Below are 13,272 nucleotides of genomic sequence, written 5' to 3'. Positions count from 1 at the left end.
GACCGTGTCGACGGCGGGGTGCCCCACGCGTGCTCACCCGCCGTCAGCACGGACGCATGAGACGGGGATCGAACGAACGGAAGGTGGAAGATGGTCACGGTGACCGACACGCGGCCCGCGCGGACGGGCGGGCCGGCGGGTGCTGCACCACCGCCGGCACGGCGACGAAGCAGGCGAGGGCGTGACAGGAGGCGCGAGGCGCTCACCGGGTGGATGTTCCTCGCCCCCTTCGCGATCCTCTTCGCGATCGTCTTCCTCGTGCCGATCGCGGTCTCCGTCCGCTCGTCGCTGTTCGCTCAGGTCTCATCCGGCGGCGGCCTGTACGGCGGCGGCGCGCAGGTCGACGCCTTCGTCGGCCTCGCCAACTTCGCCGCCGCGATCGGGAACAGCGCGTTCTGGGTCGGCATGGGTCGCGTGGTGCTGTACGCCGTCATCCAGATCCCCGTCATGATCATCGCGGCCCTCGCCCTGGCGCTGCTGCTGGACTCGTTCATCGTGCGCCGTCCGGCGCTGTTCCGGCTCTCCTTCTTCCTGCCTTACGCGGTTCCGGGCATCATCGCCGCGATGATGTGGCTCTACCTGTACACGCCGCAGGTGTCGCCGCTCATGAAATTCCTCCCCGCGGGCGTCGACCTCACCGCCCCGGGGACGATCCTCTTCTCGATGGCCAATATGACGACGTGGACCTACACCGGGTACAACATGCTGATCTTCCTGGCCGCGCTCCAAGCCGTGCCGCGCGAGCTCTACGAGGCCGCACGAATCGATGGCGCGAGCGGGTTCCAGGTCGCGACGCGGATCAAGGTGCCGCTCGTGCGCGGCGCAGCGCTGCTCGCCGTGCTCCTGTCGATCATCGGCACGGTCCAGCTCTTCAACGAGCCGATGGTGATGCAGACCGCGAATGCCTGGATGGGCAAGGACTACACGCCGATGATGCTCACCTACAACTCGATGATGGGCGAGGTCTCGCCATCCGGCAGCGGCCCCGCTTCCGCATACTCGCTGCTGATGGCGCTGATCGCGGGCGTGCTGGCGATCGTGTACGCGCTGCTGCAGCGACGCAAGGGGGATGCATGATGACCTCGACCCTCGAGACCCGCGCCGTCGTCTCGGCATACGGGTCGCGTCGCCCTCGCAGGCCGCAGGGCGTGGATGCTCTGCCGTCATCGATCGCGCCGGGCCCGGTCGCGCGGACCTTCGGGATCATCGCGCTCGTGGTCGCGACCCTGTACTTCCTGGTGCCGGTGTACTGGCTCGCCGTCGCCTCCACGAAGAGCAACGCCGACCTGACCACCAGTTTCGGCTTCTGGTTCGCGAACTGGAACCTCGCGACGAACTACGACAAGCTCATGGCCTGGACGCAGGGCCTGTACTGGCACTGGCTGGGGAACTCGATCGCGTACTCGACCGCCGCCGGCGTGATCGGGACGCTCGTCGCCGTGATGGCCGGATACGCGATCGCGAAGTTCGCATTCCCGGGCAAGCGCATCGCGGTCGGAGTGATCATGGCTGGGCTGCTCCTGCCCGTGGCGATCCTGACGATCCCGCTGTACATCGAGTTCCACTCGCTCGGGCTGACGAACACGGTGTGGGCGATCATCATCCCGTCCGCGGTCTCGCCGTTCGGCGTCTTCCTCGGCATGGTCTACGCCGAGTCCTCGGTGCCGACGGAGCTGCTCGAAGCGGCGCGCATCGACGGGGCGGGCGAGATCCGCATCTTCTTCACGATCGTGTTGCGCCTGCTCGCGCCCGCGATGGTGACGATCTTCCTGTTCGTGTTCGTCGCCACCTGGAACAATTTCCTGCTGCCCCTGATGATGATCTCGAGCCCCGAGCTCAAGCCCGTCACGCTCGGCCTCTACGGGATGATGAGCTACTTCGCGCCCGACAAGGGCGCGGTGATGCTCGGAGCACTGCTCGGCGTCATCCCGCTCGTCATCCTGTTCTTCTCGCTCCAGCGCTACTGGCGCTCGGGGCTCGCGGCCGGCGCCGTCAAGGGCTGACCTCGAGTATCGACCGAACTCGAGCAGCGAGAGAAGGGGCCGCCCGCGGGCGGCCCCTTCTTCCGTCGGTGCCGGTGTCAGGACCCGATGTACTCCTCAGTCGGTCCGAAGGACGGCCGCTCCCGGATCTCGACGACTCCGCCGAGCTGGTCGGTGTCGAGAACGCGAACCTCGTTGCGCCCCGCGCGCCACAGGGGGGCCGGGGCGTAGAGCGTCTCCTGGGGGCCCCTGCTCCAGTACCGGCCGAGGAGGAACCCGTTCAGCCAGACCATGCCCTTCTCGCCGCCGGGGAAGGCGAGCCACGCGTCGGCAGGCGCCTCCAGCTCGACGGTTGCGAGGGCAGACCCGCCCGTCGCGGGTGCCGAGCCCACGACCGTGGGCGGATCGAGGGGAAGGATGCGGTGCGCCCACCCGTGCACATAGCGTCGGTCGACGAGCACCCCGCCCATGATGCCCTTGCCCTCGCCCAGCAGCGGTCCGTAGTTGATGCGCCCGAGGCTCTCGACGACGATCGTCAGACGCCCCGACCCGCCGACGGTGGGAAGCGGGAGCGAGGTCTCGCCGTCGCGCTCGAGGGTTCCCAGGCGCTCGTCATCCAGGAACACCGTCGCCCGGTCGTGCAATCCCGCGACCGTCAGGATCGATCCCTCCGCGAACGCGACCTGCGTCTCGTACGCGACCAGGCCGTCCTCGGCGCCGAGCTCTTCGTAGGTCAGCGGCCCCGCGGTCGTCGCCGACACGGCGACGGCACGCACGACGTCGAGCAGGCCCGCCTGGCGCGACAACGGGACCGACTGGGGGACCTGGAACACCGGCGCGGGCGGGATGGGTGGCAGCTCGCCATCGTGGAACACCGCGAACGCCTCGCGCACCGCGTGGAACTTGTCGTTCAGCGTGCCGTCCTCGCCGATGGGAGCGTCCGAGTCGTAGCTCGTGACCGTCGGCTGGAGGACGCGATCGTGGTTCGCGCCGTTCCACAGGCCGAAGTTCGTGCCCCCGTGGGCCATGTAGAGGCTCAGAGATCCGCCCGCCGCGAGGAGCTCGTCGACGGTCTCGCGCACACTCGGCGCCGAGCGCACGTGATGGCGTTCGCCCCAGTGGTCGAACCACCCGCCCCACAGCTCCGCGCACATGAGTGCGTCACCATCGCGCTGGAGTTCGATCGCTCGGGAGACGCCTGTGCCAAACGTGAAGGTCGCCATCGCGCCGGGAACACTGCCGTGCTCGACCATGTCCGACCTGACACCGTCGGCTGTCGTCAGCATCTCGACGATGCCCCGCGAGCGCAGCGCCTCGCGCTGATGCTCGAGGTAGGCGGCGTCGCTGCCGAACGATCCGTATTCGTTCTCGACCTGGATCGCGACGATCGGACCGCCGAACGCGGCCTGCAGCGGTACCAGGCGAGGGATGAGCTGGTCGTACCACGCATCCACCGCCGCCAGGAAGTTCTCGTCGCTCGTGCGCAGCGCGCGCGAACGCCCGCTGAGCCAGAACGGGATGCCGCCGTTCGACCACTCCGCGCACACGTAGGGGCTCGGGCGAACGAACACGTCGAGGCCGACCTCGCCCGCGATCCGGATGAATCGCTCGAGATCCTGCCAGCCGTCGAACCGCACATCGCCCTCGCTGCGTTCGTGGAAGTTCCAGGGCACGTAGGTGTCGATGGTGTTCGCGCCCATCGCGGCCAGGCGCCGCAGGCGGTCCTCCCAGAGATCGGGATGCACACGGAAGTAATGGATGGCACCGGAGAGGATCCGGTGTTCGCGGCCGTGACGGCGCAGGCCGGCCGGGCTCCAGGTCAGGGCCGGTGCACCCGAGGTGACGACGACCGGGGTCGAGGCCAGTATGTCGGTCATGTTTCTCCATGTACTCATAACGCCGAATGTTTGCGCTCACATTATCGCATCGAACTTCGTTGAAATCACCTGATTTCCCTGAGGTTCACCGCTACCATTGGCACCATGTCTCCCCGCCAGCCAGACAAGTCTCCGAGCCAGGTCGACGTCGCCCGCCTCGCGGGTGTCTCGACGCAGACCGTGTCGCGCGTGATCTCCGGTCAGGGAAGCGTGCGCCCGGAGACCGCGCGCCGCGTCATGGCCGTCGTCGACCAGCTCGGCTACCGCGTGCACGCGGCCGCCGCATCCCTCGCGTCCGGCCGCACACGCCTGCTGGGCCTCCTGCTGGTTTCGACCGACCGCTACTCGTCCGCCGCGCTCAGCGTGGGGATCGAGCGTGCGGCCGCTGCGAACGGCTACACGGTCACAACGGCTGCCGTGGCCGACCATGCATCCAGCGAGGCGTTCTTGGAGGCATTCGACCGGCTCGAGCGTCAAGGCGCGGAAGGCGTCGTCATCGGCGTTCCCGTCGAGCTCGATCGGCCCGCGATGCGGATGCGCATGGAGCGCACCCCGTCGATCCGCAGCGAGCGGGTATCTCTCGCGGATGACGCGCCCCTCGCCGTCGACCAGCGCGCGATCGCGCGTCTGGCCGTCGAGCATCTGCTCGATCTCGGCCACGAGACCGTCTGGCACGTGTCCGGCGACGAGTATTGGCTCGAGTCGCAGCAGCGCCGCGAGGCATGGGAGCAGACGCTCAAGGATCGCGGCATCATTCCGCCGCCGGTCATCCCCGGCGACTGGACCCCGGAATCCGGCTACCGCGCCGGGCGCACGATCGCCGCCATTCCGCATGCCACGGCGGTATTCGTCTCGAGCGACGAGATGGCATTCGGCCTCATCCGCGCCCTGCACGAGGCCGGTCGCACCGTTCCCGACGACATCTCCGTCGTGAGCGTCGACGACATCGCGCTTGCGGCGTACGCCTCGCCCGCGCTCACCACCGTCCGGCAGCCGTTCGAGGCGCTCGGCCGCGCGGCCACGCTGCGGCTCATCGCGCAGATCGAAGGCCGGGAGACCGTCGGCGACCTGCCGCAGACGGACCCGACCCTCGTCGTACGCGCATCAACGGCACCACCGCGAGCACCCGGTACTACGACATGACGCGGGTCGTCACCCTGACGCGCACGTGTTTCCGGACGGTCTGCCCCGCCGACCCGGCCCGCAAGCGTTCAGAGTCATAGGACTTCTGGCCCAACCGGCGACCGGGCCGCCGGCCAGGATCAGTCATCGGGTCGCCTGTTCCGGCGGCATGAGGTCGAAACGAGGAGTGTCATGGTCCGAACGAATGTGGTCACCGGGTCCGCAAGCGGCATCGGCAAGGCGACGAAGGAGCTCCTCGTCGAGCGCGGGCAGCGTGTCATCGGCGTCGACATCGCGAATGCGGATGTCTGCGTAGACCTCAGCACGGTCGATGGGCGCAGCCGACTCGTCGATGAGGTCCGCGATCTGTCGGGAGGGAGCGTGGATGCCGTGTTCGCCATCGCGGGTCTTGCCACGCCGACACCGTCGACGGTCGCGGTGAACTACTTCGGGACCGTCGCGACGCTCGAAGGCCTTCGGCCGCTGCTCGCGCAGTCGCCCGCGCCGCGCGCCGTCCTCGTGTCGTCGATGGCCGCTCTCTTCCCGCCGGACGAGGCGCTTCTGGATGCGCTGCTCGCGGGGGATGAATCGGCGGCTCTCGCGCGAGCCGTCCAGCTCGCGGAGAATCCGGACACGGGCGGCCTCATCTACGGCACGGCGAAGCGCGCGCTCTCGCGCTGGGTGCGTCGGACCGCCCCCCGTCCCGAATGGGCGGGCGCCTCGATCCCGCTGAACGCCATCGCACCCGGTGTGGTGCTCACCCCGATGACCGCCGACCTCACCGCCAGCGACGAGGCCCGGCAGCAGCTCGCCCAGTTGGTTCCCATGCCACTGAACGGCTTCTTCGAGCCCCGTGACGCCGCCGAACTGCTCGTCTGGCTCGCGAGTGAGCAGAACGCCCACCTGTGCGGCCAGATCATCTACATCGACGGCGGGTCGGATGCCGTCATGCGCGGCGACTCGGTCTGGTAGCCGCGCGCGAGAGCCGTCGGCTACCGGCTGATGACTTTGGGCGCCGCGACGGCTTTGAGTCCGGCGACCCCGAATTCCTGCCCGTAGCCGGACTGCTTCGTGCCGCCGAAGGGGATGTGCGGGTTGAGAGCACCGTGCTGGTTGATCCATACGGTTCCCGCCTGCAGGCGCGTCGCGACCTCGACGGCCTCGTCCGGATCGCTCGACCAGACCGAAGCCCCGAGGCCCTGCTGTGAGGCGTTGGCGCGTCGCACCGCATCATCCAGGTCGGTGTACTTGATGACAGGGATGGCTGGTCCGAACTGCTCCTCGTCGACGAGGGATGCGCCGTCCTCGATGTCTGCGACCACCGTCGCCCGGTAGAACAACGGCCCGAGGTCGGTTGCGGGTTCACCGCCGACGACGACTCGCGCGCCGCGGGCGCGGGCGTCCTCGACGAGCCGCGACACGATCTCGAACTGCTTCTCGTTCTGCAGGGGGCCGAGGACGTTGCCCTCGTCGAGGCCGCCGCCCATCGGCACAGCCGCGGCCATCCCGGCGAGAGTGTCGACGACCTCGTCGTACACGGAGTCGTGGACGTACAGGCGCTTGAGCGCCGCGCAGGTCTGGCCGGTGTTGATGAAGCAGCCCCAGAAGAGGTCGTCGGCGATGGCTGCGACGTCTGTTCCGGGAAGCACGATGCCGGCGTCATTGCCGCCGAGCTCGAGCGTCAGGCGCGCGAGGTTGTGCGCCGAGGACTCCACGATCCGGCGGCCCGTCGCGGTCGAGCCCGTGAACATGATCTTGTCGAGTCCGGGGTGCGCGGCCAACGCGGCACCGACCTCCCGGTCGCCGCTGACCGCCGTGAGCACGCCGGCCGGAAGGTGGCGGTTGAAGATCTCGACGAGCGCGAGCACCGACAGCGGCGTGTACTCGCTCGGTTTGACCACGACCGTGTTGCCCATGCGCAGGCTCGGGGCGATCTGCCAGACCGAGATCATCATCGGCCAGTTCCAGGGGCCGATGGCGCCGACGACGCCGAGCGCGTCGTAGTGGATCTCGGCGCGGGAGTCCTCGGCCTCGAAGACGACCTCTGGCTCGAGCACGGTATCAGCCGCATCCCGAGTCCACACGGCGCAAGCCCCGACCTCGAAGCGGGCGTTGGGCCCGTTGAGGGGCTTGCCCTGCTCCCGCGAGAGCAGCACAGCAAGCTCCTCGGCGTTCGCCTCGATCTCATCCGCGATCGAGTTGAGGATGCGGGACCGTTGGGCGTGTCCGAGCGCGCTCCACGCGGGTTGCGCGGCGCGGGCCGACGCGATGGCGGCATCGAGGTCGGCGACGGTGTGGACAGGTGCGTAGCCGATCGTTTCGCGGGTGGCGGCATCGGGGATGGCACGACCCTGCTCGACAGGCACGGTGACGGAGTCGAGAAGGGTAGGGGTGTCGGTCTGGGACATTGGAGTTCCTTCAGAGGAGTCGGCGGTATGTCAGGCGTCGGCGAGGATGTCTTTCGGGTGACGCTCGGTCGCGAATCCGATGAAGAAGGCGATCGGCACGACCGCGAGCAGGAGCACGGCAGTGAGCAGTTCTCCGCCGATGAGCGCGGTGAAGTTCAGCACGACGAGCCCCAGCACGCCGAGCAGGAGGATGCCCGCGACGATCGGAGCGATGCGCGTCTGCCAGATGTCGCCGGTGTGGTTGCGTACCGCGTAGACGACGATCGCGATCGAGCACAGCACGTACAGCGCGACCAGGGCGGCCACCGCAAGGCCACTGAACCAGGAGAACAGGGTCAGCACCGGGTCGAGTCCGAAGAGCGCGAAGGGGGCGACCAGCACGACCGACATCCCGGTCTGAGCCCATGCCGCGGCGTGGGGCGCCTGGTGCCGGTTGGTACGGGCAAGTCGCGCGGGCAGCGACCGCTGCGATCCGAGGGCGTGGACGTACCGATTGATGCCGTTGTGGAACGCGAGGATGCCGGCGAACAGGGAGGAGATCAGCAGGATGTTCGCGACCGCGCCCGCCCACGATCCGAGCGTGCCACTCAGGGCGTCGAACACGAAGCTGGTCGAGTCGCCCGATGTCACTGCCTTCTGCGCGGCCGCGACGACGTGGTCGGCGCCGTAGTACGAGACGAACATCCATGAGACGAAGGAGAAGAAGATCGCGATGACTCCGACCGAGAGGTAGGTGGCGCGGGCCACGGTGCGCTTGGGGTCCTTCGCTTCGCCGGAGTAGATCGCGGTGGATTCGAAGCCGAACATCGACGCCACGGCGAACATGAGTGCGACGCCGGGTGCGCCCGACATGATCGCGGACGGCGAGAAGCTCGCGACGATGTTGAGGCTTCCGCCGTGAGGACCGCCGCCGGTGAGGAGGATCACGAACGCGAAGACGAGCAGGATGGCGCATTCGCAGCCCACGAGGACGGCGAGCACCTTCGCGCCGAGTTCGATGTTCAGCGACCCGAGCACCTGGATCAGGATGATCGTGAGCAGCACGGGCAGCCACCACGGGATGGTGACTCCGATCGCCGCGAACAGGCCGGCGATGCTCGCACCGTACAGTCCGTACATCGCCGCCTGTACGGTCGCGTACGCGAGGAGGGCGAGCCAGGCTGAGCCGGTGCCCGTCCTGCGGCCGAGTCCGGCGGTCACGTAGGCGTAGAACGCGCCCTTCGCTTTGACGCGGCGGCTCATGGCGATGAACCCGATCGCGAACAGCACGATGATGACGCCGATCACGAGGTATGCGCCCGGCGCTCCAGCGCCGTTTCCGAGGAACACGGTGAGCGGGAGCGCGCCCGCGATCCCGGTCAGGGGCGCCTGGGCGGAGAGGACGAAGAAGAGGATGCCGAGCACTCCGACAGCGCCCTCGCGCAAGGAGGTGGATCCTGTGATTGTGGTGCGCGCCTCGGGGACGGGCAGCGGTGAGGCTTCGTTCACGGTCATGTGATCTTCCTTGATCTGTTGCGACCGGCCGGGTCAGACGGTCACTGAATGGGGGGTGGTGAGGATGGCGCGGGCGGCCTTCATCCCGCTGTCGATGGCACCGTCGATGAAACCGCCCCATCCATCGGCGATGTCGGAGCCGGCGAGACGGACCCTGCCGAGGGGCCGCTGCAGTGCAGGCAGTGACTCAGTGAGGTAGCCCGTGCGGTGCATGGGCCAGGTCTCCTGCGCATATTCGTCGTCGACCCAGTTGTGCCCGACGCTCTCGAGGACGGTCAGGTCCGGTACGAGACGATTCAGGATGCTCTGGACCGCCGCCGAGTCGGGCGCGTCGATCGCGTGCGCGTCGCGGCCGAATCCGATGACGAACGTGCGACCGTCCTTGACGTACTCGGACTGGAAGAAATTGAGAGGCCAGTCGGCCGCACCCATCGCGACGAACGCGGGATGTTCGCCCTCGATCGTGAACCACACCTTGGTTCCCAGACCCAGTTGGCCGCGCTCGGCCGCCTGGGCGACGGGCGTGGGGAGTTCGGGAGTGAACGCGATGCGGGAGAGCGTCTGCAGGGGTGCGGTCAGGACGACATCGGATGCTGCGAAGTCGCGTCCGTTCGCCGTCGCCACGATCACCCTGTCGCCGGACTGATCGACGACACGGACATCGGTGCCGAAGAAGAAGTCCGCATCGGTGTCGTCGCGGATCGCGTCGACGAGTGCGCGAGTGCCACCGGCGATCTTGTAGGTCGCGCACGCCTCGAAGTTGACCTTCCAGTCGCCGTTCGTGATCGCCACCCACCGCAGCGCCTGGGTGAAGGCGGCGTCGTCGATGACGCCGTTGAAGTTGAGTGTCCAGAACGAGGTCAGGAGGGACCGCTCTTCCGCCGTGATGGGAAGCAGGTCGATCTCATCCAGCAGCGAGACACGGTCGAAGTCCGCGAGCAGCGCCGAGTCGAGGGGCGCGAAGGGCTGCGGGAACACCTCCCGCGCCCGGGCGGAGAGCAGCTCGTTGGGGCGGTTCAGCAGTTCGAGCAGCTCGTCGGGGCTCCCCGCGACGGCGCGAGCGCCGTCCCACCAGTAGGCGTTCCGCGGCTCGGGGCTGGGGGCGAGACCGATGCCGTAGCGGCGCAATTCAGCCCACACGAAGGGCTGCGTCCAGTGCACCCAGGTACCGCCCAGTTCGAGGTCCAGCCCGAGGCGGTTGTCCAGCCACGTGCGGCCGCCGATGCGATCACGGGCCTCCAGGACCGCGACGCGCCGGCCGGCGTGTGCGAGCTCACGGGCGGCGGTCAGGCCGGCGAAGCCGGCTCCGATGACGATGACGTCGTATTCACTGCGCATATCAGTGCGGCTCACGAGTAGACGAAGAACTCGACGGTCGGCTCGAGGACCGTCCACGTGACGGGCACACCCTTGTTGAACGACGCGACGGATCCCGCCGTCAGCTCGACCGCGTCCTCACCGGCGGGCTGGACGCGAACCCGACCCTCGACGATGTAGACCGTCTCATCCGCGTGGCCCTCGACCTCCATCGGCCCAGGGGTCTGCTCCGGCGAGATGAACCAGAATCCCGACGACAACTCCTCACGGCCACCGTCACCGGGCCGGCGCACCCACTGCACGGTGCCCACCTCGAACGGCTCAGCGAGCGTTCGGTCCTTCACGCCCAGCACAGTGAACTGGTCTGTCGACATCTGCGTCCTCCTCGACACGGCGGTGCGTCTTCGCACGCACTAATTTAAGCAGCTGCTTAGTTCTGTGACAAGAGCAGATCTGGGATCATCGCGATTGCGTAGCATGGGGCGCGTGAGTCGCAAGGTGGCGTACGGCGAAGGCCGCGACCTGTTGGTCGCGGCAACCGTTCAGGTCGTCGCCGACAAAGGCCTTCGCGGCCTGACATTCCGGGCGGTGGCGGACCTTGCAGGCGTCAACAACTCCCTGGTCGCCCACCACTTCGGCACCCGGGAGGCGCTGCTCGCCGCAGCGCTCGAATGGGCAGTGGAGCGATCGATCGAGACCACCGGACTCCTTGCACTCGGCTCAGGCGATGCGTTCGTCGATTCGTTGCTCGCATCCATCACCGATCAACCCGAGCTGCAGGCGTTCCAGTACGAGATGATCCTCGAAGCTCGCCGCAACCCCCTCTTCCGGCCGGACGTCGAGCGGCTCTACGACCGATACCAGCACGTCGTCGAGCAAAGCCTTGCCGAGGCCGGCGTGACGGGAGACGTCGCAGCGACGGCCCGTCGCGTGTTCGCCACGCTCGACGGGCTCGTGCTCCAATACATCGCCGGCGTCGACACGGACGGCCTGCGGAGGGCGCTGCACGACCTCTGGAGTTCCGTCCAAGCCGCCACGCGACCCAACGTCGGCGCTTGATTCGCGGACTCAGTCGGGCGCGGTCGGTTCCCGGGCAGTGTCCTGTGGAGGTCCTGGTGCGCGCTCGCCATCCTTATCCGGGCAATGCGCGGTTGCGGCTCCCGCGCGTGCGGTCGACTCGGCGGTCCAGCGTGCGGTAGCTGTTCGGCCTCGCCGTTCCGGAGCATGCCGGTCAGCGATTCAGGCGACGGCCGGGCTCAGCGATGCCGCCCGCTCGCGGGCGGCGCGGCGGTGCTGGCTCGGGGCGACCCCCGACGACCGGCGGAAGGCGCGGCTGAACGTGCTGAGCTCGCCGAATCCGCACATCACGGCGATGTCCGACAACGGGATCCGGGTGTTCTCCAGAAGGTAGCGCGTGCGGTCCAGACGTCGCTCGCGGATGAAGGCGGCCTCGCGACAGGGCTGTTCATGAACACACGCCGCGTCGGCGCGGTCATCGCCGGGCCGATCATCGCCGTCGCGGGGATCGGCGACCTCGGGTACTCCGCGGTCTTCTTCCGGTGCGCGATCCTCCCCGTCGTCGCCGTCGTCATCCTCATCGCCACGCAATGGTCCTCGCGGCGCACCCCGGCCGGCTCGGAACCACGCGACGCGCGAACCCCACCCGCACCAGCCGAACCAGGGCCGCCCATAGGCTGGGCGCGACATGACGAGTCCTGACCGCCCCGCGCCCCCCGACCGCGCGCATACTCCAGCGCCTCGGGTTGCGCCGTGGTCGATGGTCATGGGCTTGGGTTTCGTCAGTCTCGGGATCGACATGGTCGCCGACGGCGCCGCATCGGTCAGCGGCGCCCTGCTGGCGGGGCTGGGCGCGTCGGCGGTGCTCGTGGGCGTCGTCGCCGGCGGCGCGGAGGCGCTCGCGCTGCTCCTGCGCCTGGTGACCGGTCCCTGGTCCGACCGCACCCGGGCGTACTGGACCTTCACGATCGTCGGGTACGCGATGACCGCGATATCGGTGCCCCTGCTCGCGATCACCCCGCTGCTCGGGTCGGTCGGCCTTGCAGTGGCGTGCGCGCTGCTGCTGATCGAGCGCACCGGCAAGGCCGTGCGCGCCCCCTCCAAGACGGTGCTGCTGGCCGACGCCGCCCAGGCCGTAGGCGCCGGCCGGGGCTTCGGCGTACACAAGATGCTCGACCAGATCGGCGCATTCTCCGGCCCCCTGCTCGTCGCCGGGATCACCGCCGTGGCCGGCACGCTCTGGCCGGCGTTCCTGGTGCTCATCATCCCCGCCGCCGTCGCGATGGTCCTGCTGTTCTGGCTGCGGGCGCGGGTGCCCGATCCGAGCCTGTATCGGCGTGCGGATGCGGGGCCCGCGACATCCGACCAGCCGTCCGCCCCAGCGCCCGCAGCCGTCCCGGCCCCTGCCCGCAAGACGTACGGCACGTTCCTCCTGTTCTCCCTTTTCGCGGGCCTCACGACCTTCGGCCTTCTCAGTTACAGCATCGTGTCGTTCCACCTGGTCCAAACCGGCCTCGTCGCGCTTCCCGCCATACCGCTCTTGTACGCCGTGGGAATGGCAGCGGCGGCGGTCTCGGCGCTCGCGACCGGGTGGGCGTACGACCGCTGGGGTCCGGCGGTGCTGCTCGCCGTCCCGATTCTCACCGTGTTCGTGCCCGGACTGTCGCTCGGCGCGACCCTCGTCGCCGTGGTGTCCGGCATCGTGCTGTGGGGAGCGGCATCCGGTGTGCAGGACTCCACGGTGAAGGCCCTCGTCGCCGAGCTCGCGCCCAGCGGTCGAGGCGGGTCGGCGTACGGCTGGTTCGCGGTCTTCCAGGGCGCCGGCGCGCTCGCCGGCGCTATTGTCGCGGGCGCCCTGTACGCGAACGTTCCCGCGCTCATCACGATCGTCGTCGTACTGCAAGCGGTGGCGATCGTGCTGCTCGTGCTGGTGCTACGCCGCCGGAAGGCCCGCGCGGGCGCGGTATGAGGGCCTCCCGCCCGATCCGCACCACGAAGCTCCCGTGTTGGCCACCGCCACGGCGGAGGTCACGTCCTCCCCTCTCCTTGTGGACC

General features: G+C 68.7%; 12 protein-coding genes. 6 read left to right on the top strand and 6 right to left on the bottom strand.

The features are described from left to right. Positions 1-213: 213 nt before the first annotated feature. Together SM116_RS02725 and SM116_RS02720 are read left to right on the top strand one after the other, a co-directional pair. Entirely contained in the window at positions 214-1,077 is an 864-nt protein-coding gene (locus tag SM116_RS02725; RefSeq protein WP_320942928.1) for a carbohydrate ABC transporter permease, read from the top strand. Beyond that, entirely contained in the window at positions 1,074-2,003 is a 930-nt protein-coding gene (locus tag SM116_RS02720) for a carbohydrate ABC transporter permease (RefSeq protein ID WP_320942927.1), read from the top strand. Before SM116_RS02725 ends, SM116_RS02720 begins: the two co-directional genes overlap by 4 nt. Positions 2,004-2,080: 77 nt before the next feature. Here the strand turns inward: SM116_RS02720 and SM116_RS02715 are convergent, their stop codons facing one another. Further along, a complete protein-coding gene (locus SM116_RS02715) occupies positions 2,081-3,859 on the bottom strand; it encodes a glycoside hydrolase family 35 protein (protein WP_320942926.1) in 1,779 nt (592 codons plus the stop codon). Between the two features lie 105 nt (positions 3,860-3,964). On the opposite strand from SM116_RS02715, the gene SM116_RS02710 reads away from it, so the two are divergent. Then, the gene (locus SM116_RS02710; RefSeq protein ID WP_320942925.1) at positions 3,965-5,002 is read left to right on the top strand and encodes a LacI family DNA-binding transcriptional regulator; all 1,038 of its coding nucleotides are present in this window, start codon (positions 3,965-3,967) and stop codon (positions 5,000-5,002) included. Between the two features lie 171 nt (positions 5,003-5,173). After that, positions 5,174-5,953 carry an SDR family oxidoreductase gene (locus SM116_RS02705; RefSeq protein ID WP_320942924.1) on the top strand — a complete coding sequence of 260 codons (780 nt, stop codon included), beginning with the start codon at positions 5,174-5,176 and terminating at the stop codon, positions 5,951-5,953. A gap of 20 nt (positions 5,954-5,973) precedes the next feature. Here SM116_RS02705 and SM116_RS02700 read toward each other — a convergent pair whose 3' ends face one another. The 4 genes from SM116_RS02700 to SM116_RS02685 are packed head-to-tail and all read right to left on the bottom strand — an operon-like array spanning position 5,974 to position 10,574. Further along, on the bottom strand, positions 5,974-7,389 hold the full coding sequence (locus SM116_RS02700; protein ID WP_320942923.1) for an aldehyde dehydrogenase family protein: 1,416 nt from the start codon (positions 7,387-7,389) through the stop codon (positions 5,974-5,976). Between the two features lie 30 nt (positions 7,390-7,419). Continuing rightward, a complete protein-coding gene (locus SM116_RS02695) occupies positions 7,420-8,883 on the bottom strand; it encodes an APC family permease (protein WP_320942922.1) in 1,464 nt (487 codons plus the stop codon). Positions 8,884-8,916: 33 nt separating this feature from the next. Next, positions 8,917-10,236, bottom strand: a complete 1,320-nt coding sequence (locus SM116_RS02690; RefSeq protein ID WP_320942921.1) for a flavin monoamine oxidase family protein — start codon at positions 10,234-10,236, stop codon at positions 8,917-8,919. After that, positions 10,233-10,574 carry a cupin domain-containing protein gene (locus SM116_RS02685; RefSeq protein ID WP_320942920.1) on the bottom strand — a complete coding sequence of 114 codons (342 nt, stop codon included), beginning with the start codon at positions 10,572-10,574 and terminating at the stop codon, positions 10,233-10,235. The genes SM116_RS02690 and SM116_RS02685 overlap by 4 nt, the downstream gene beginning before the upstream one ends. A gap of 103 nt (positions 10,575-10,677) precedes the next feature. On the opposite strand from SM116_RS02685, the gene SM116_RS02680 reads away from it, so the two are divergent. Further along, positions 10,678-11,259 carry a TetR/AcrR family transcriptional regulator gene (locus SM116_RS02680; RefSeq protein WP_425563297.1) on the top strand — a complete coding sequence of 194 codons (582 nt, stop codon included), beginning with the start codon at positions 10,678-10,680 and terminating at the stop codon, positions 11,257-11,259. Positions 11,260-11,439: 180 nt separating this feature from the next. On the opposite strand, the gene SM116_RS02675 is transcribed toward SM116_RS02680, so the two are convergent. Next, a complete protein-coding gene (locus tag SM116_RS02675; RefSeq protein ID WP_320942918.1) occupies positions 11,440-11,808 on the bottom strand; it encodes a helix-turn-helix domain-containing protein in 369 nt (122 codons plus the stop codon). 97 nt (positions 11,809-11,905) lie between these two features. Here SM116_RS02675 and SM116_RS02670 point away from each other — a divergent pair, with 97 nt between their 5' ends. Next, a complete protein-coding gene (locus tag SM116_RS02670) occupies positions 11,906-13,186 on the top strand; it encodes an MFS transporter (RefSeq protein WP_320942917.1) in 1,281 nt (426 codons plus the stop codon). Positions 13,187-13,272: the final 86 nt, after the last annotated feature.

This window comes from Microbacterium rhizosphaerae, from assembly GCF_034120055.1.
Taxonomy (GTDB): domain Bacteria; phylum Actinomycetota; class Actinomycetes; order Actinomycetales; family Microbacteriaceae; genus Microbacterium; species Microbacterium rhizosphaerae.
Note: the sequence above shows the minus strand (reverse complement) of the source record. Positions and strands in the feature narration are given on the sequence as shown.

Coding starts and splice junctions, on each gene's coding strand:
- SM116_RS02705 (WP_320942924.1), top strand. CDS start 5,174: ATGGTCCGAACGAATGTGGTCACCGGGTCCGCAAGCGGCATCGGCAAG.
- SM116_RS02670 (WP_320942917.1), top strand. CDS start 11,906: ATGACGAGTCCTGACCGCCCCGCGCCCCCCGACCGCGCGCATACTCCA.
- SM116_RS02680 (WP_425563297.1), top strand. CDS start 10,678: ATGGGGCGCGTGAGTCGCAAGGTGGCGTACGGCGAAGGCCGCGACCTG.
- SM116_RS02710 (WP_320942925.1), top strand. CDS start 3,965: ATGTCTCCCCGCCAGCCAGACAAGTCTCCGAGCCAGGTCGACGTCGCC.
- SM116_RS02700 (WP_320942923.1), bottom strand. CDS start 7,389: ATGTCCCAGACCGACACCCCTACCCTTCTCGACTCCGTCACCGTGCCT.
- SM116_RS02695 (WP_320942922.1), bottom strand. CDS start 8,883: ATGACCGTGAACGAAGCCTCACCGCTGCCCGTCCCCGAGGCGCGCACC.
- SM116_RS02725 (WP_320942928.1), top strand. CDS start 214: ATGTTCCTCGCCCCCTTCGCGATCCTCTTCGCGATCGTCTTCCTCGTG.
- SM116_RS02720 (WP_320942927.1), top strand. CDS start 1,074: ATGATGACCTCGACCCTCGAGACCCGCGCCGTCGTCTCGGCATACGGG.
- SM116_RS02715 (WP_320942926.1), bottom strand. CDS start 3,859: ATGACCGACATACTGGCCTCGACCCCGGTCGTCGTCACCTCGGGTGCA.
- SM116_RS02685 (WP_320942920.1), bottom strand. CDS start 10,574: ATGTCGACAGACCAGTTCACTGTGCTGGGCGTGAAGGACCGAACGCTC.